19 protein-coding genes are annotated in these 16,934 nt (G+C 44.5%); 9 read left to right on the top strand and 10 right to left on the bottom strand.

The window, feature by feature from the left end; all coding sequences use genetic code 11:
* The first annotated feature begins 308 nt into the window (after positions 1-308).
* Positions 309-854, top strand: coding sequence for a gamma carbonic anhydrase family protein (locus KP803_RS20590; RefSeq protein WP_248010720.1), 546 nt, complete (start codon positions 309-311; stop codon positions 852-854).
* Position 855: 1 nt separating this feature from the next.
* Here the strand turns inward: KP803_RS20590 and KP803_RS20585 are convergent, their stop codons facing one another.
* From KP803_RS20585 to tsaC, 4 genes are all read right to left on the bottom strand, one after another.
* Positions 856-1,122, bottom strand: a complete 267-nt coding sequence (locus tag KP803_RS20585) for a DUF1488 family protein (protein ID WP_248010719.1) — start codon at positions 1,120-1,122, stop codon at positions 856-858.
* The gene (aroE, locus tag KP803_RS20580) at positions 1,122-1,955 is read right to left on the bottom strand and encodes a shikimate dehydrogenase (protein WP_248010718.1); all 834 of its coding nucleotides are present in this window, start codon (positions 1,953-1,955) and stop codon (positions 1,122-1,124) included. Before aroE ends, KP803_RS20585 begins: the two co-directional genes overlap by 1 nt.
* A gap of 107 nt (positions 1,956-2,062) precedes the next feature.
* Positions 2,063-2,980, bottom strand: coding sequence for an oxygen-dependent coproporphyrinogen oxidase (gene hemF / locus KP803_RS20575; protein ID WP_248010717.1), 918 nt, complete (start codon positions 2,978-2,980; stop codon positions 2,063-2,065).
* A 40-nt stretch (positions 2,981-3,020) separates the two neighbouring features.
* The gene (gene tsaC, locus KP803_RS20570) at positions 3,021-3,578 is read right to left on the bottom strand and encodes an L-threonylcarbamoyladenylate synthase type 1 TsaC (protein ID WP_248010716.1); all 558 of its coding nucleotides are present in this window, start codon (positions 3,576-3,578) and stop codon (positions 3,021-3,023) included.
* A gap of 201 nt (positions 3,579-3,779) precedes the next feature.
* On the opposite strand from tsaC, the gene purE reads away from it, so the two are divergent.
* Positions 3,780-4,265: a 5-(carboxyamino)imidazole ribonucleotide mutase gene (purE, locus tag KP803_RS20565; RefSeq protein WP_248010715.1), complete on the top strand. Its 486-nt coding sequence runs from the start codon at positions 3,780-3,782 to the stop codon at positions 4,263-4,265.
* Between the two features lie 4 nt (positions 4,266-4,269).
* Positions 4,270-5,400: a 5-(carboxyamino)imidazole ribonucleotide synthase gene (locus KP803_RS20560; RefSeq protein ID WP_248010714.1), complete on the top strand. Its 1,131-nt coding sequence runs from the start codon at positions 4,270-4,272 to the stop codon at positions 5,398-5,400.
* Between the two features lie 85 nt (positions 5,401-5,485).
* Here KP803_RS20560 and KP803_RS20555 read toward each other — a convergent pair whose 3' ends face one another.
* The 4 genes from KP803_RS20555 to KP803_RS20540 are packed head-to-tail and all read right to left on the bottom strand — an operon-like array spanning position 5,486 to position 8,776.
* On the bottom strand, positions 5,486-6,046 hold the full coding sequence (locus tag KP803_RS20555) for a DNA topoisomerase family protein (protein WP_248010713.1): 561 nt from the start codon (positions 6,044-6,046) through the stop codon (positions 5,486-5,488).
* A 37-nt stretch (positions 6,047-6,083) separates the two neighbouring features.
* Entirely contained in the window at positions 6,084-6,560 is a 477-nt protein-coding gene (locus KP803_RS20550) for a DUF494 family protein (RefSeq protein WP_282437359.1), read from the bottom strand.
* A 2-nt stretch (positions 6,561-6,562) separates the two neighbouring features.
* Positions 6,563-7,675 (bottom strand): DNA-processing protein DprA, encoded by a 1,113-nt coding sequence (gene dprA, locus KP803_RS20545; protein WP_248010723.1) that lies wholly within the window; start codon positions 7,673-7,675, stop codon positions 6,563-6,565.
* A gap of 6 nt (positions 7,676-7,681) precedes the next feature.
* Entirely contained in the window at positions 7,682-8,776 is a 1,095-nt protein-coding gene (locus tag KP803_RS20540; protein WP_248010712.1) for a LysM peptidoglycan-binding domain-containing protein, read from the bottom strand.
* Positions 8,777-8,915: 139 nt separating this feature from the next.
* Between KP803_RS20540 and def the strand changes: the two genes are divergently transcribed.
* The 5 genes from def (at position 8,916) to KP803_RS20515 (ending at position 14,819) form a co-directional block, all read left to right on the top strand.
* Positions 8,916-9,437, top strand: a complete 522-nt coding sequence (gene def, locus KP803_RS20535; protein ID WP_248010711.1) for a peptide deformylase — start codon at positions 8,916-8,918, stop codon at positions 9,435-9,437.
* A gap of 78 nt (positions 9,438-9,515) precedes the next feature.
* Complete coding sequence (gene fmt / locus KP803_RS20530; protein WP_248010710.1) at positions 9,516-10,463, top strand: methionyl-tRNA formyltransferase; 948 nt, start codon at positions 9,516-9,518, stop codon at positions 10,461-10,463.
* 121 nt (positions 10,464-10,584) lie between these two features.
* Positions 10,585-11,868: a 16S rRNA (cytosine(967)-C(5))-methyltransferase RsmB gene (gene rsmB / locus KP803_RS20525; protein WP_248010722.1), complete on the top strand. Its 1,284-nt coding sequence runs from the start codon at positions 10,585-10,587 to the stop codon at positions 11,866-11,868.
* 100 nt (positions 11,869-11,968) lie between these two features.
* Positions 11,969-13,345 carry a Trk system potassium transporter TrkA gene (trkA, locus tag KP803_RS20520; RefSeq protein WP_248010709.1) on the top strand — a complete coding sequence of 459 codons (1,377 nt, stop codon included), beginning with the start codon at positions 11,969-11,971 and terminating at the stop codon, positions 13,343-13,345.
* Positions 13,346-13,373: 28 nt separating this feature from the next.
* Positions 13,374-14,819 (top strand): TrkH family potassium uptake protein, encoded by a 1,446-nt coding sequence (locus tag KP803_RS20515; protein ID WP_248010708.1) that lies wholly within the window; start codon positions 13,374-13,376, stop codon positions 14,817-14,819.
* 14 nt (positions 14,820-14,833) lie between these two features.
* Here KP803_RS20515 and trhA read toward each other — a convergent pair whose 3' ends face one another.
* A complete protein-coding gene (gene trhA, locus KP803_RS20510; RefSeq protein WP_248010707.1) occupies positions 14,834-15,493 on the bottom strand; it encodes a PAQR family membrane homeostasis protein TrhA in 660 nt (219 codons plus the stop codon).
* A 102-nt stretch (positions 15,494-15,595) separates the two neighbouring features.
* Positions 15,596-16,390, bottom strand: a complete 795-nt coding sequence (locus KP803_RS20505; RefSeq protein ID WP_248010706.1) for a sporulation protein — start codon at positions 16,388-16,390, stop codon at positions 15,596-15,598.
* Positions 16,391-16,736: 346 nt separating this feature from the next.
* Here KP803_RS20505 and KP803_RS20500 point away from each other — a divergent pair, with 346 nt between their 5' ends.
* Positions 16,737-16,904, top strand: a complete 168-nt coding sequence (locus KP803_RS20500; protein WP_248010705.1) for a hypothetical protein — start codon at positions 16,737-16,739, stop codon at positions 16,902-16,904.
* The last annotated feature ends 30 nt before the right edge of the window (positions 16,905-16,934 follow it).

Here is a 16,934-nt window from a genome sequence, read left to right as displayed (position 1 = left end):
GGCGTTCCTCTCTAAGCGGACGGTCATTCTAGCGATTTAAGTTTTAGTGTCAACCACTTTTTTCAAAACTTTTTTAAGCACTTGGCTTAAGCTATCAGACCTTGCTAACTGGCGCTTTCAAAACCGAAGTAGTGATGCTTTCCCGTGTCAGCGAGGGGGCATTATAGAGATCGCCATCACATTGGCAAGCCCTTTTTTGAGTTTTTTTGCTTTTTTTTATCACTCGATTACTTTTCAAGCAAAGGCAGAGGTTTTTGCTACTCTTTTAGCCGTTTTTACCGTTTAATTACTAAGAATAAGGAGAAATTATGAGTTCAATTCGCAGTTATAAAGGTATATCGCCAGAAGTCGGTGAGCGAGTCTATGTAGATAGTAGTTCAATTTTAGTCGGAGACATAAAAATTGGCGATGATTCGAGCATTTGGCCACTCGTAGCGGCGCGGGGGGATGTAAACCATATCCATATCGGTCAGCGCAGCAATGTTCAGGACGGTAGTGTTTTGCATGTGACTCATAAAAATAAAGAGAACCCTAACGGTTACCCCCTTATTATTGGAGATGATGTCACTATAGGGCATAAAGTCATGCTGCATGGCTGTACCATTCACAATCGCGTATTGGTTGGCATGGGAGCTATTGTTTTAGATGGGGTCGTTATTCAAGATGAAGTCATGATTGGAGCAGGGAGTTTAGTACCACCCAAAAAGGTTTTAGAGAGTGGTTACCTATATGTAGGCAGTCCCGTTAAAAAAGCACGCCCATTATCAGATAAAGAGCGTGCTTTTTTGCAGAAATCATCGGATAACTACGTCCAAAATAAAAATGACTATATAGAAGACGTTAACTCGGTGTAATTCAAAGTTCTATTTCAATAGAGCCAGAAGCGCTAAATGCTTCTTGCTCTATTAACTCTTCTGCTCTTTCTTCTATATCAAATCGATATTCAGAAAAAGTGTCCAACGCTTGCTTCGCTGTTTGCAAGCTTCTTCCTGATATAATTTCTAGCTGACTCAATGACACAGAGCACTCAATCAATGCACCACTTGATTGAGCAGGAAAGCAGATCACCTTTCTCTCATCATTCCAATCTTGAATATCAGGAAATAAAATAGATTGATTCATTACATACCTTCCAAGTTCTTACGTAACTCCCTTAGAATCTGTCTCGACCCCGGCCTTAGACCACGCCATAACATAAAACTTTCTGCTGCTTGTCCCACCAACATACCCAAACCATCGTAAACTTGAGAAACGCCATGTTCAAAAGCCCATTGATTAAACGTTGTTTTGCCAGAACCATACATCATGTCATACACAATACTCTGCTTTGAAAATATTGCGGAAGAGATAGAGGGAAGTTCACCACTTAAACTAGATGATGTCGAATTAATGATAACGTCAAACGGCTCGTCAACCTTTTCCATTTCTACTGCGCTTATATTACCGTATTGAGAAAACATCTCCGCTAAGTTGTGCGCTTTAGAATGCGTTCGATTCGTGACGATAATTTCAGCCGGTGCTTGATCGAGTAATGGTTTAATTACTCCTCTGGCCGCACCACCTGAACCAATCAATAAAATACGAGCGCCTTTCAAGGGTACTTGATACTGCAGTAAATCCTGAACTAAGCCTTCACCATCAGTATTATCACCAATGATCTCACCGTCATCTAACTTCTTTAATGTATTAACCGCACCGGCTAGCTGTGCTCTTTCAGTTAGTCGAGTAGCAAACTGATACGCATCCTCTTTGAAAGGAACCGTTATATTGCACCCTTTACCCCCTTCAGAAAAAAACTGACTCGCAGCTTGATTAAAAGCGTCTTTCTCTGGACAGGCCGTTGTATAAGAGAGTGGTTGATTCGTTTGGCGAGCAAATAGAGTATGAATAAAGGGAGATTTACTTTGTGCTATGGGATTACCAAAAACGACGTAACGATCTATTTGCTGAGTCATATCCTTAACCTACCAGAAATTAAAAAGGGTCATATTAAAGGCGGTGCCTTTACCTATGACCCTATCATTAACCTTTCACAGAGAAAAGCCTATATAAAAAGGCAGCCTTACCAATCTCTAGGCTTTAAGTAATTCTCATAAAGATCAGCCTCTGCTGAACCATTTTCTACCTGATAATCGTATTCCCAACGAGCGAGCGGTGGCATCGACATAAGGATTGACTCTGTACGTCCTCCGCTTTGCAGCCCAAACAGAGTTCCACGATCATAAACAAGATTGAATTCAACATAGCGCCCACGGCGATAAAGTTGAAATTGTCGTTCTCTATCGCCAAACAGGGTTTCTTTTCTTCTTTTTACGATAGGTACGTAAGCTGCCGTAAACCCTTTCCCTACCGCTTTCATGTAATCAAAACACTTATCAAATTCCCAGTGATTTAAATCATCAAAGAATAAACCACCCACACCACGTGTTTCATCTCGGTGCGGTAAGAAGAAGTATTTATCACACCAAGCTTTGTGCTCTGGATAGACTTCAGAGCCAAATGGGTCACAAATTTCTTTTGCTACGTTGTGCCAGTACTGACAATCTTCTTCAAAAGGGTAGAACGGCGTTAAATCGAAGCCACCACCAAACCACCAAATGGGATCAGCGCCCTCTTTTTCAGCAATAAAGAAACGAACATTGGCATGTGAGGTCGGAATAAAAGGGTTTTTCGGGTGCATCACCAAAGAGACGCCCATGGCTTCAAACTTTCGTCCTGCCAGTTCAGGTCGATGCGCTGTGGCAGAAGCTGGCATTTTTTCACCCAATACATGGGAAAAATTGACTCCTCCTTGTTCAAAGATAGCTCCATCACGCATGACACGAGTTCGTCCGCCACCCGATAAGCGCTCCGTTGGGCCTTTTTCCCAGTCATCATGTTCAAACCTTGCTGATCCATCAGCCTGCTCTAATTCAGAGCAGATGTTGTCTTGTAGCGATAATAGAAACTGCTTTACCTTATTCTTATCTATACTTGCCATTATTCCTTCCTAACACTGATGTTGTTATCGAATCAACGGACTAGCCTTGCCTTAATACCTTAGAGGTTTTGGCATCGCGAATCTCACTGGGCTTATCGCGCCCGCCAGTTTTGCCATCTAAAATAGCAAACAATTTATCACCCAATTGTACCTCGACTTCTTCTGTTGTCATACACGGATGTAAACCGGTTAAATTCGCACTGGTTGAGGTGATCGGTTTGCCAAAAGCTAAACACAACTCTTGTACTAGAGGGTGATCGGTAACACGAACGGCAATTGAATCGAATTGACCCGATACCCAAGATGAGGTTTTTTTACTCGTCGGCATAATCCAGGTTACTGGGCCAGGCCAGGTCGCATGAACTGCTGACAATTGTTCTGCTGAGAGTTGACTCTCATCTATATAAGGTAATAACTGCTCATAATTGGCGGCGATTAAAATTAACCCTTTTTCGACAGGGCGCTGTTTCAGCTCCAACAGCTTTTTTATTGCTTCAGGGCTGTCAGGATCACACCCAACACCAAACACTCCTTCCGTTGGGTAAGCAATCACTTCCCCTTGCTGCAAGGCTTGGTTTACTTGCTCAATATTTTTCACAATGACTTCCTAGTTCTGATTTATCAGCGGTGATTATCATAAGTGTACAAATAATCACTATCAGTGCCTAAAGCTATTTGTTTATAAAATGTATCAATCTTCTACCAAGACTAACGCAAACGTTTGCTTGATGCGATTTTCCCCGTATAATGCGCCCAAAATATCCGCTCACCAAATTATTGAAGCTTGAAGGAGTTTGAGATGAAAGTCGGCATTATTATGGGTTCTAAATCAGATTGGCCAACAATGAAACTAGCAGCAGAAATGCTGGATCAGTTTGGCGTTCCTTACGAAACTAAAGTCGTTTCTGCACACAGAACTCCTCAACTACTGGCGGACTACGCGACAAGTGCAAAAGAGCGCGGCATTAAAGTGATTATTGCTGGTGCAGGCGGCGCAGCTCACCTTCCAGGTATGGCAGCCGCTTTCACTAGTGTTCCTGTATTAGGCGTTCCAGTACAATCTCGTGCCCTAAAAGGTATGGATTCACTGCTGTCTATCGTACAAATGCCTAAAGGTATTGCGGTTGGCACACTTGCTATCGGTGAAGCTGGCGCAGCGAACGCTGGTATTCTTGCTGCTCAAATCATCGGTACACACGATGAGTCGGTAATGGCGAAAGTTGAAGCATTCCGCACAGAACAAACTGACACGGTTTTGGCTAACCCAAATCCTGCAGAGGACTAACCCCATGCATGTATTGGTATTAGGTGCAGGTCAACTTGCTCGCATGATGTCTCTGGCTGGCGCACCACTTAATATTGAAATCTCTGCTTTTGATGTGAATAGTGAAAATATTGTTCACCCATTAACTCAAACAGTATTAGGTCACGGCCTTGAAAATGCGATTGCTCAAGCTGATGTCATTACGGCTGAATTTGAGCATATCCCACATGATGTTCTCGACGTGTGTGAGAAAAGCGGCAAGTTCCTACCAAGTACAGAAGCGATAAAAGCCGGTGGTGACCGTCGCATTGAAAAAGCACTGCTTGATGATTCTCAGGTTAAAAATGCCAACTACTACATTATCAACAATCGTGAAGATTTTGATGCCGCCATTGCACATGTAAAACTGCCAATGGTGCTAAAAAGCGCACTCGGAGGTTACGATGGAAAAGGTCAATGGCGACTTAAGTCTCTTGATTGTGTAGAAAGCATTTGGCAAGAGATGGCTGAATGTATTGCGGCCACTCCTACTCAAGCCATTGTTGCTGAGGCATTTATACCGTTTAATCGTGAAGTTTCTTTAGTGGGCGCGAGAGCGAAAGACGGCAGCGTTTCTGTCTACCCACTTGCAGAGAACATCCATACTGACGGTGTACTTAGCTTGTCGACAGCCATTGATGATCTAGAGCTACAGAGCCAAGCAAAACAGATGTTTACTGCTATTGCTAATCGTCTCGATTACGTTGGTGTCCTTGCTTTAGAATTCTTTGATGTTAATGGTCAACTGCTGGTCAATGAGATTGCGCCACGAGTACATAACTCTGGTCACTGGACACAACAAGGGGCAGAAACCTGTCAGTTTGAAAATCACCTTCGCGCAGTCTGTGGTCTTCCTCTTGGCTGTACTAAGTTGGTTCGTCCAACGGCAATGATTAATATCCTTGGTGAAGATAGTGTTCCTGATGCGCTACTTTCAACCGAAGGGTGCCATGTTCATTGGTATGGAAAAGAGAAGCGCGCTGGAAGAAAGATGGGACATATCAATGTGTGTGCTCAATCCACAACCGATCTTCAACATACACTCTCAGCTCTGGCTGAGGTGTTGGATAAAGCGGTTTACCCTGCAATACATGAGTTGGCGAAAAGTGTTAATTAGTCCGAAATAATTAACTACCAAACAAAAATAAAAAATGACGCCATTGCGTCATTTTTTGTTTTCAATACTTCAACTCACCGAAAGCTTACGACTGAATATGATGACAGCGTCGATCTGCGCACTGTATTTTTATTCCGCTTGCGAGTTTTTTCTCAACCAACAAAGGGAAACCACACTCTTCACACCGACCTTTCACAGGCGGTAAATTCACTGCAAACTTGCATTTCGGGTAGCATTCACACGCATAGAACAATTTACCAAACCGCGTTTTGCGCTCGATTAAATGACCTTTACCACAATCTGGGCAAGCGTATTGTGGCGCTTTATCATCTTCAGGTTCATCAAGCGATTCAATATGGTTACATTCTGGGTAATGGCTACAGCCAATAAACATCCCATATCGTCCCTGCCTCAAGACAAGCTCATTTTGACAAGACGGACACGCAACACCAAGCGGCTTAATGACATGGCCATCATTTTGATGCAGTGGACGTATGTAATCGCAACCCGGATACTCAGAGCAGCCTAAAAAAGGGCCATGCTTGCCGTGACGAAGATGAAGTTCACCATCACAATTAGGACACGGCTCATGCTCTAACGCATGTTCATGAGCTGAAAACAGCTGCTGATCGATTTTACTGCTCATCGGACTCTTCAATAGTTAAATGAAAGACAATCACGCCTTAATGCAAGATACCTTGCTCAGTCGTGTATAACAGCTCTTCCATTAGCGTATAAGCGTTTTCATTCCCTGGGACATTAAATAGCACCATCAAAATGATCCACTTTAAATCATCCAATTCAAATTCATTGGTCTCTAGCCCCATCACTCGATCAATGACCATCTCACGAGTTTCTGTTGTTAGGACATTAATATGCTCTAAGAAAAGAAGGAAACCTCGACTCTCTAAATCTATCCGCTGCATCTCTTTTGCCGTATAAATACGGGTTGATGTCGCGGCACTGGTTGTAATTGCTGAGTGCTCGTCACTTTGCTGTAACGCTGCTAACTCTTCCAACCAATGAAGGGCCTTATAAATATCTTTTTCGTGAAACCCCGCTCGAAGTAGTTCATCTTCAAGCTCATCTTGGTCCACTTGCAACTCTGCATCGCTATGGATATAGGTTTCGAACAAATACATCAGTATGTCCATCATCATAGCTAGCCCCTCCCATTACGAATATAGCCACCGGAAACTGCAACAACATGCCCTGAAAGCTCAAGCTCCAAGAGCTGCATCATGACTTCATGAACAGGTATATTGGTCCTGCTCGCGAGAATATCAACTGGCGTAGCCTCTAACCCTACGTTAGCTAACAGTTGTGGAAATGGCAATTCTTCTTCACACTCTATTTTATCAAATAGTTCCGATTGAGTATTGGCCTTTTGATTAATAGACCAGTTTACCAAAGTATCTATTTCATCCAAAACATCTTGTTCACTTTGAACCAAGCATGCCCCATTCTTGATTAAGCTATTACTACCTCGGCTAATACCATTATAAATAGAGCCGGGAATGGCAAACACATCTCGTCCCTGTTCAGCGGCATACCTTGCCGTAATCAATGACCCACTTTTTTCGGCCGCTTCGACCACAAGCACACCAACCGATAATCCACTGATGATTCGATTGCGCCGCGGAAAATGTGTCGGCCTAGGTTTAATGTGCGGAGCAAATTCAGACACGAGAGCCCCAGAGTCAATGACTCGGTGCGCTAGCTGTTTGTGTCGTGCAGGGTAAATCTGATTCAACCCAGAGCCAAGTACAGCTACGGTCTCCCCACCAGCTGAAAGTGCGCCATCATGTGCGTGACCGTCAATTCCCAACGCTAAACCACTGGTGACAACTAAACCTCGCCCGACAAAACAACGAGCATAAGAGTGAGCGCTGTTTAATCCTTCAGGTGAGGCATTGCGACTTCCAACCATCGCAATTTGAGGCTGAGATAAACAATCAAGACGACCTTTGACAAACAATACTGGAGGAGGAAGAGAAATCTCTTTAAGTAATGCAGGGTAGCACTCATCAAGCGGGGTTATTATGTGGTGATGAGAGGTTTGCATCCATTTTAGGCACCCATCAACATCACGCTGAGAGCCCTGTTTAAAGTAACTGACTTGTTCACGAGATAGACCAAGCGCGTAGAGCCTTTCTGCTTGGTACTCGATTAAATTGTGCGGCGAGTCGACACCAACTAACCGAGCTAAGCTTTTACTGCCAACCTTCGGGGTAAATGACAACGCTAGCCACGCCGCTAACTCTCTTTCGGCAATCACTCTTTAGCCACGGTCTGAACGATCAATGCCAGTGGGTTCAGACTCCGGCGACACCAGTAATGAATGATTACTAATAGGCGCTTCGCTCGAGGTGATAAGTGCCAAACTAAAGTACGAATAAGGGCGAATCACCATTAAACTGCCAATCTCAGTATTGGGTAATTGCAGTGGTGAGGATTGAGTCTGTTTTTTATAGCTGTATTCTCCTTTGTGCTCATACACCGCCGCACCCGATTGATACAACTTGAACATACTGCCTTGCTGCACTTTGTCTTCAGAACCTCGGTCGATGATCACAACCTGATTTTTAACTGAGTACTCACTACCATTCAGTGCCCCTAATATCGTCGCCATACTCTTTCTCGGTGATGAAGAAGGATAAAATGTGGTGGTTAATTGAGTGTCATTCACAGCAATATCTGGCAGCGCTATGTCATTTGGCCAAATCTCTTGACGTTGATTAGTCAATGTAAGCTTGGTTATCTCTGAGTCCACTTGATGTTGTTTAGCGCTGGCAATACGTTTTAGTGCCACCATGGTTTTATCATCACGCTTGTATTGATTGGCGACGCGATAGATTCCCCAATTCTCTTGCTGGTTAACACCACTAATAAACAACGAATCCTCTGCGGTAAGAAACTTCTTACCACTGCTCGCTCCTAATACTTTGCTACTGCTAGAGAGAGTTTCTAAGTCTACCAACCGATCTGAAGTTAGATAAGGAATCACAAGACTCTCTTTTACCGTAGGAACTGCTTGCTTATCTAACAAGCGAACCTTAGGACTTAGCTTAACCATAGGTTTCAACGTTAATACTGGCTCTCCATTTAACCAATACAGCGTCAGTTTATCTCCTGGGTAGATCAGATCAGGATTATCAATATAGTCGTTATTCTTCCACAACTTTGGCCATAGCCAAGGGCTATCAAGATAAAGCGCCGAGATATCCCACAAGGTGTCACCTTTAACCACGGTATACGTTTTAGGCGCCCCCTCTTTGACGCTCAAAGGCTGACTAGTTTTGGCAAACAGAGATAACGAGAAGAGCAATAGCACAGAGAATGTAAGGATGTAGATGAGGTGGATGACACGTGACATAACCTGATTTCCTTAGTCTTATTTGTAATCAAAATTGCGATTATTCACGTTTGGATGCTGTCATTTAGGGTCTAAAATGTCTAGAATTGAGCCAACAAGCTTTAAGCCGATTCGGCACAGTTCAACATTTAGAGTGTATATGTCTGTATTACAAGTATTAACGTTCCCAGATGACCGCTTACGCACTGTCGCTAAGCCTGTCGAAAAGGTAACTCCAGAAATTCAAAAATTAGTCGATGACATGATTGAAACCATGTACGAAGAAGAAGGCATTGGCCTTGCTGCGACACAGGTTGATTTCCACCAACGTATCGTTGTGATCGATATTTCAGAGACACGCGATGAGCCAATGGTTCTCATTAATCCTGAAATCACTGAAAAACGCGGTGAAGATGGCATCGAAGAGGGCTGTTTATCTGTTCCTGGCGCACGCGCTCTGGTTCCACGCGCCTCTGAAGTTTCTGTAAAAGCGCTAAACCGCGATGGTGAAGAGTTCACCTTTGAAGCCGATGATCTGCTGGCTATCTGTGTACAACACGAACTTGACCATCTAATGGGTAAATTGTTCGTCGATTACCTGTCTCCATTAAAGCGCAAGCGTATCCAAGATAAGCTAACCAAGATTAAACGCTTTAATGAGAAACAAGCCAATAAAGGTTAATCGTCTAGCGGTAGAGTCATTGCTGTATCGCTAACGCCCTTTGTTTATAAAAACATTGTTTATAAAAGGAAGCCTACCTTGAGCCAGTCTTTAAGAATTGTCTTTGCAGGTACTCCAGATTTCGCCGCCCGTCACATGGCGGCGTTGTTGTCTTCGGAGCATGAAGTTGTCGCTGTTTACACTCAACCTGATCGTCCAGCTGGTCGTGGTAAGAAGCTGACAGCAAGCCCAGTAAAAAACATCGCACTAGAACACGATATTCCAGTTTATCAGCCTGAAAATTTCAAGTCTGATGAAGCAAAGCAGCAGCTTGCCGACCTTAATGCCGATCTGATGGTTGTTGTCGCTTATGGTCTATTGCTACCACAGGCAGTTCTAGATACACCAAAGCTTGGGTGTATCAATGTTCATGGTTCTATTCTGCCTCGTTGGCGTGGTGCAGCTCCTATCCAACGCTCAATTTGGGCGGGCGATAAAGAGACAGGCGTAACCATCATGCAGATGGATATTGGCCTCGACACCGGTGATATGCTTTCCATTGCGACGTTACCCATTGAAGCTGACGATACCAGTGCCTCCATGTATGAAAAACTGGCTGAACTTGGTCCTAAAGCACTCATTGAGTGTGTAGCTGACATCGCAACGGGTTCTGCTGTTGCCGAAAAGCAAGATGATGATCAAGCCAATTACGCCAAAAAGCTAAGTAAAGAGGAAGCTCGCATTAACTGGAATGACGATGCAAGCCACATTGAACGCTGCGTTCGTGCATTCAATCCTTGGCCAATGAGCCATTTTGAAGCTGCTGAAAATAACATCAAAGTATGGCAAAGCCGCGTCGATAGCGAATCTAGCGACAAAGCGGCTGGCACGATTTTGAAAGCGAATAAAACGGGCATCTACATCGCGACTGGTAATGGTGTTCTTGTACTTGAACAGTTGCAGGTCCCAGGTAAAAAAGCCATGTCAGTGCAGGATATTCTAAACTCCCGCGCAAGCTGGTTTGAGGTTGATAGCGTACTGAGTTAATCACTCTGACCGCCCAACCTAGCTCCACCCCAAGCTAATTGCTTGGTCAATGACTTAGCCAATGCCAAGTCAGTACATTTTGGGAGGCAGAGATGCCTCCATTAACTTTAAGGTATTCACCATGAATGTTCGCGCAGCCGCTGCTAACGTACTTTTTCAAGTTGTTGATAAAGGCCACTCTCTGTCTCACGCTCTACCTGCAGCTCAAAAAACCATACGTCCGAGAGACCATGCACTACTGCAAGAAATTTGCTACGGCGCACTTCGTTATCTTCCACGTTTAGAGTCGATAGCCAATGAGCTGATGGAGAATTCACTTAAAGGTAAAAAGCGTGTTTTTCACCACCTGATATTAGTCGGAATTTACCAACTAGGTTTTATGCGCATACCTTCTCACGCAGCCGTTGGTGAGACCGTTGAGGCTACTAACACACTAAGAGGCCCAAGCCTCAGTGGTTTGATTAATGCCGTTTTACGTAACTACCTGCGTAGCCAAGAAGAGCTTGACGCCTTCTCTGTTAGCCACAATGCTGGAAAATACTCTCATCCAAGCTGGATTCTAAAAATGCTTCAAGAAAGTTACCCAGAACAGTGGGAAACTATGATTGAAGCGAATAACAGCAAAGCACCGATGTGGCTACGCGTAAATCGTCAGCATCACACACGTGATGAGTACCTTGAACTACTCAAAAATGAAGACATTGAATTCACTACGCACCCTGAAGCAGCCGATGCGATAAAGTTAGCGGCACCTTTTGATGTAATGAAGCTTCCAGGTTTTGAAAAAGGTTGGGTATCGGTACAAGACGCTGCAGCACAGCTTGCCGTTGACTACTTAAAGCCTCAAGAAGGTGAACTGATTCTTGATTGTTGCGCAGCGCCTGGTGGTAAAACCGCGCATATTCTTGAGCATACTACCGATACTGAAGTAGTTGCTATTGATGCCGATGCCAAGCGACTTGACCGCGTCTACGATAACCTTGATCGATTACAACTAAGAGCCGACGTTCTTTGCGGTGACGCACGTTACCCAGAAGAGTGGTGGCAAGGCGAGCAATTTGATCGTATTTTGCTAGATGCACCTTGTTCAGCAACCGGTGTGATTCGTCGCCATCCAGATATCAAGTGGCTACGCAGAGCAACCGATATTGATGCACTTGCTGAACTCCAAAGTGAAATCATGGATGCAATGTGGAAGCAGTTGAAACCTGGCGGGACAATGGTTTACGCAACCTGCTCAGTAGATCCTAAAGAAAATGCTCTTCAGGTAAGTGCATTTTTAGACCGTACAGCGAGCGCTGAGCTTATCGATTCAGATCGAGCAGCACCAGGTCGCCAAATTCTTCCTGGAGAAGAAGACATGGATGGCTTCTACTACGCGGTATTAAAAAAGTCACAAGCTTAATAGGTAGCACTTCGTAGGTAGCGAAAACACCTAACGCATAATACATACGTTGATGGGTGTTTTCGTTGTCGAGTTTGAGCAGTAATCAAAGAGAAAACGCATGAAAATCATCATTCTTGGCGCAGGTCAGGTAGGCGGAACACTTGCTGAAAACTTAGTAGGCGAAAATAACGATATTACGATCGTCGACAAAAATAGTGATCGTCTTCGTGAGCTACAAGATAAATATGATTTACGAGTGGTAAATGGCTACGCAAGTCACCCTGATGTTCTGCGTGAAGCTGGCGCTCAAGATGCCGATATGCTGGTCGCGGTAACCAACATGGATGAAACCAACATGGCTGCATGTCAGGTTGCATTCACTCTGTTTAACACTCCTAACCGTGTTGCTCGAATCCGCTCGCCTGAATACTTATCAGAGAAAGAAGCGCTATTTAAATCAGGCGCTGTGCCTGTTGATCACCTGATTGCACCAGAAGAACTCGTCACCAGCTACATCGAACGATTGATCCAATACCCTGGTGCACTTCAAGTTGTGAGCTTTGCGGATGAAAAAGTTAGTCTTGTCGCCGTAAAAGCCTATTACGGTGGTCCTCTTGTGGGCAACGCTCTCTCTGCTCTGCGTGATCACATGCCGCACATTGATACTCGTGTCGCCGCTATTTTCCGCCAAGGTAGACCTATCCGGCCTCAAGGCACAACCATTATCGAAGCCGATGATGAAGTGTTCTTCGTTGCCGCAAGTAACCATATTCGTTCGGTCATGAGTGAGCTACAGCGTCTTGAGAAGCCTTACCGACGCATCATGATTGTTGGTGGTGGTAACATTGGTTCTGGATTAGCAAAGCGCTTAGAACAAGGTTATAGCGTTAAGCTGATTGAGCGTAACTATACTCGTGCAGAAAAGCTTTCCGAAGATCTTGAAAATACGATTGTTTTTTGTGGTGATGCCGCTGACCAAGAACTACTCACTGAAGAGAATATCGATCAGGTTGATGTGTTTATCGCGCTGACCAATGAAGATGAAACCAACATTATGTCGGCAATGCTTGCTAAGCGTTTGGGCGCAAAAAAAGCGATGGTGCTTATCCAACGCAGCGCCTACGTCGACTTAGTTCAAGGCAGCGTTATTGATGTGGCGATCTCTCCTCAGCAAGCCACGATTTCTGCTCTACTAACCCACGTTCGTCGGGCTGATATTGTGAATGTATCGTCGCTACGTCGGGGCGCTGCAGAAGCGATTGAAGCGATTGCACATGGTGATGAAACCACCTCTAAAGTTGTGGGTCGTGCCATTGGGGATATTCGTTTACCTCCAGGTACAACGATTGGTGCTATTGTTCGTGGTGAAGAGGTTCTGATCGCACACGATAGAACCATTATCGAGCAAGATGACCACGTTGTATTGTTCTTGGTTGATAAGAAATACATCCCAGATGTCGAAGCACTCTTCCAGCCAAGTGCTTTCTTCTTGTAACGATATTGGCGACTAGGAGCATCCTCTTATGGTAAACCTGCGCCCCATCTTATTTGTTATTGGGCTACTTTTATCCAAATTAGCTCTATTTATGTACATCCCTACTCTGGTGGCTTTTTTTACCGGAAGTGGCGGCTTCATTGAGTTTGGTCAATCAGTTCTGATCACTCACTCCATTGCTTTTCTTTGTCTCACGCTAGGTCGAACCGCAACTTTCAAACTCAACGTTCGAGATATGTTTTTGATCACCAGCCTCGTCTGGACCATCGCCAGTGCATTTGCGGCGCTCCCGTTTGTATTTATTAACCACATTAGTTTCACCGATGCCTATTTCGAAACCATGTCAGGTATCACTACCACAGGCTCTACCGTATTAAGCGGTCTCGATACCATGGCCCCGAGTATTTTATTGTGGCGTTCCATCTTACAGTGGCTCGGAGGCGTTGGCTTTATCGTAATGGCAGTAGCCGTACTTCCAATGCTCAATGTCGGTGGTATGAAGCTATTCCATACTGAATCTTCGGACTGGTCAGATAAAAGCAGTCCCAGAGCCAAAACAGTGGCGAAAAATATTGTGGTGGTTTATGTCAGCTTAACGCTGCTCTGCCTGTTCGGCTTTTTGTTCACTGGAATGTCTCTATTTGACGCCATCAATCATGCCTTCACGACGTTATCAACTGGAGGTTATTCCACTTCTGACGGCTCAATGAACAGCTTTTCAAATGGTTCACACTGGGTTGCCACCTTCTTTATGTTCCTCGGGGGGCTCCCTTTCTTACTGTTTGTCAGTGTATTAAAAAAGAAAAAAACCGAACCGTTATTCAAAGATGCCCAAGTAAGAGGCTTTAGTTACCTGTTTGTTGGCTCAAGTCTGGTTGTTGCAGCGTGGCTTGTGATTAGAGACGGCTACACGATTATGGATGCATTACGAGTGGCAATGTTTAATATCGTTTCAGTGGTCACTACAACTGGATTTGGTTTAGAGGACTTCACGGCTTGGGGAGCACTGCCAACAACCCTTTTTGCGTTCTTAATGATGGCTGGGGCTTGTTCAGGTTCAACATCTGGTGGAATTAAAGTATTTCGTTTTCAAATTGCCTTCGCCCTTCTTAATAAGCAAATGATGAAGCTCATTCACCCATCTGGCGTCTTTGTTCAGCGCTATAATCAGCGCCCTGTTAACGACGATATCGTTCGTTCCGTTGTCGCCTTTGGCTTAATGTTTTTTATCACGATTATCTTCATTGCTGCGGGATTGAGTATGATGGGGCTTGACCCAATCACGAGCATATCAGGCTCAATTACTGCGGTTGCAAACGTAGGGCCTGGGATGGGGTCTGTAATCGGCCCAACAGGCAATTTCGCCCCGCTTCCTGATGGTGCAAAATGGCTTCTCAGCTTTGGGATGTTGATGGGTCGGCTCGAAATATTAACGCTATTAGTACTCTTCTTCCCTGCATTTTGGCGTCGGTAGTACTAGCCATCAACTTACGCTGAAACTGGCGTAATATAGAGATAAATAGAGAGGAAATGACACATACTCCCTCCCAAAACAAACAGGTGCCAAATGGCGTGGTTATAGGGAATACTTTTCATCACATAGAAAACCACGCCAAGCGAATAAACAAGGCCACCCACCGCTAATAATACCAATCCCCCCGTATCAATATTTAACGCGAGTTGATAAATCACCACGACAGATAACCATCCCATCGCAAGGTAGGTAATCAGTGACGCTTTTTTAAAACGATAGACAAAGAAAAGCTTCATGATGATGCCAACTAAAGCAATCAACCAGATCACCACCATCAAGCCAATCGCTAAAGGTGTTCTTAGGCCCACTAGCAGATAAGGGGTGTAGCTTCCCGCTATGAGCAGGTAAATCGCACAATGGTCAAACGTTTTCAGCCAACGCTTGGCATTGGGTCGAGAAATTGAATGATACAAGGTAGAGGCAAGAAATAGAACAATGATGCTCGCGCCATAAAGGCTCATGCTAACAAGCGTTAATGTGTCCCCTTGCGCTGATATCGATTTCTGTAACAGCAGCATCAAGGCAACCAGACCAAAAAGAACACCAAGGCCATGGCTGATTGAGTTTGCTCGCTCTTCACGAGCTGAATATTCCGAACTAACTACTGTTGTCATAATACTACCAATCTAGAGAACTAATCCCAATGACTGGCAGTATGACACATTTAAGCTTACAGGTGTACGCTTAAACTTTTTAACCTATTGGTACTTGTATCCTCAGCAAGTACTGTCTAAAAATTCGAGAACCTTTTGGCCTGCGGCCTCGGGCTGAGTATCCAGTGAGATAACCAACTCTCTTTTTAACTCTCCAATACCCAGTAGGCTTGCTAACATCCCTTTCGCACCTTGACGGTTTCTGTCCACCTCAAACCATAGCTTAATGGCATCACCGGTATTATGGGCAACGATCTCTAGCTCTCGCCAACGACCGTGATATGGGCCAGTGGTCGGGACAAATTCGAACTCTTGTACAAACGGAAGCTCAAACCCTTTTACCGCTTCACATTCAACCTGCCTGATCCGCAGACCCTGCTCTTCTAGCGCCGTAAAAATACCATCCATAATAGGATCTGGACGTACCGTTAAAATATCCTTATCGGTTGGGTCAATCGCCATTGAGATATCTAAGCCAGTTTCAAGCCATACTTTGGCATCGCCGATTGTCACTGGTGTATTGAGTGGAACGTCGAGTTCAACATTAAAGTCTCTCTCTTCACCCGGTTTAATGGTGAATGCATATGGCAGGCTCCACTTCGCCAATGTGTAACTTTGATTAACACGACGAGTTCGCTCACCTTCGCCTCTTTCGCCTTTATCAATTGGAACTTCATCGACATAACGGCAGCAGAGTTTTAGCTCAATGTTATCAATCTCTTGCTCACTTGAACCGCCATATACATGAATAGTCACATTCACCCCTTGCCCGGGGTACAGCACTTCTTGTTGTAATACTGAATCGACCTTGGCCGATCCAATTCCAAAGCTTGCGAGGGTTTTCTTAAAAAACGACATACACACCTCCTTGATGAAACCTCATAGTAACCACGAACCCTGTCTTAACTCAATCGAGCAAGCATGATTTTGCTCGGTCGCCTTGTTTACCATTCAGGGCTAAGTTATAGGATTACATTCTGATCACATTATTATCATAATAACAAATCAAATAGGTTGTTTAGATATCGACCAATCAAAAGGTTGGTGCTAATCTAGTTTTGATATGCTTGCATATCACCACTCCTGAATCGTTATTTGGATTGGCGAAAGCCAGAAGAGCCACCCTTCAAGCAATTGAAGCTCAACTCATGGCGATTTAGGCCATTAGATTGGCAATGGATGTGCCTGACAGTTAGGTAAATTAATGCGCCCAACACCCGTCAGGTTTGCGCACTCAAACCGTAGTGCGTCTCGTCGTCGTAGTGGCTTTGCTACTGCTCCGACATCAAAACCAGCAGCACCCGCGATGACGTTAGCGGAAAAGACAGCTCGCACAGTGTCTGACCCAACAACTGAAACTAAAGCGGCTTAATAAAAAGCGCAGTCCTCACTGCGCTTTTTT

Source organism: Vibrio amylolyticus, from assembly GCF_023145695.1.
In the GTDB taxonomy this organism is placed as follows: Bacteria; Pseudomonadota; Gammaproteobacteria; order Enterobacterales; family Vibrionaceae; genus Vibrio; species Vibrio amylolyticus.
Note: the sequence above shows the minus strand (reverse complement) of the source record. Positions and strands in the feature narration are given on the sequence as shown.

Coding starts and splice junctions, on each gene's coding strand:
- trkA (WP_248010709.1), top strand. CDS start 11,969: ATGAAAATCATCATTCTTGGCGCAGGTCAGGTAGGCGGAACACTTGCT.
- KP803_RS20590 (WP_248010720.1), top strand. CDS start 309: ATGAGTTCAATTCGCAGTTATAAAGGTATATCGCCAGAAGTCGGTGAG.
- KP803_RS20505 (WP_248010706.1), bottom strand. CDS start 16,390: ATGTCGTTTTTTAAGAAAACCCTCGCAAGCTTTGGAATTGGATCGGCC.
- rsmB (WP_248010722.1), top strand. CDS start 10,585: ATGAATGTTCGCGCAGCCGCTGCTAACGTACTTTTTCAAGTTGTTGAT.
- purE (WP_248010715.1), top strand. CDS start 3,780: ATGAAAGTCGGCATTATTATGGGTTCTAAATCAGATTGGCCAACAATG.
- KP803_RS20550 (WP_282437359.1), bottom strand. CDS start 6,560: ATGATGATGGACATACTGATGTATTTGTTCGAAACCTATATCCATAGC.
- trhA (WP_248010707.1), bottom strand. CDS start 15,493: ATGACAACAGTAGTTAGTTCGGAATATTCAGCTCGTGAAGAGCGAGCA.
- KP803_RS20540 (WP_248010712.1), bottom strand. CDS start 8,776: ATGTCACGTGTCATCCACCTCATCTACATCCTTACATTCTCTGTGCTA.
- def (WP_248010711.1), top strand. CDS start 8,916: ATGTCTGTATTACAAGTATTAACGTTCCCAGATGACCGCTTACGCACT.
- aroE (WP_248010718.1), bottom strand. CDS start 1,955: ATGACTCAGCAAATAGATCGTTACGTCGTTTTTGGTAATCCCATAGCA.
- hemF (WP_248010717.1), bottom strand. CDS start 2,980: ATGGCAAGTATAGATAAGAATAAGGTAAAGCAGTTTCTATTATCGCTA.
- KP803_RS20515 (WP_248010708.1), top strand. CDS start 13,374: ATGGTAAACCTGCGCCCCATCTTATTTGTTATTGGGCTACTTTTATCC.
- KP803_RS20560 (WP_248010714.1), top strand. CDS start 4,270: ATGCATGTATTGGTATTAGGTGCAGGTCAACTTGCTCGCATGATGTCT.
- KP803_RS20555 (WP_248010713.1), bottom strand. CDS start 6,046: ATGAGCAGTAAAATCGATCAGCAGCTGTTTTCAGCTCATGAACATGCG.
- KP803_RS20585 (WP_248010719.1), bottom strand. CDS start 1,122: ATGAATCAATCTATTTTATTTCCTGATATTCAAGATTGGAATGATGAG.
- KP803_RS20500 (WP_248010705.1), top strand. CDS start 16,737: ATGCGCCCAACACCCGTCAGGTTTGCGCACTCAAACCGTAGTGCGTCT.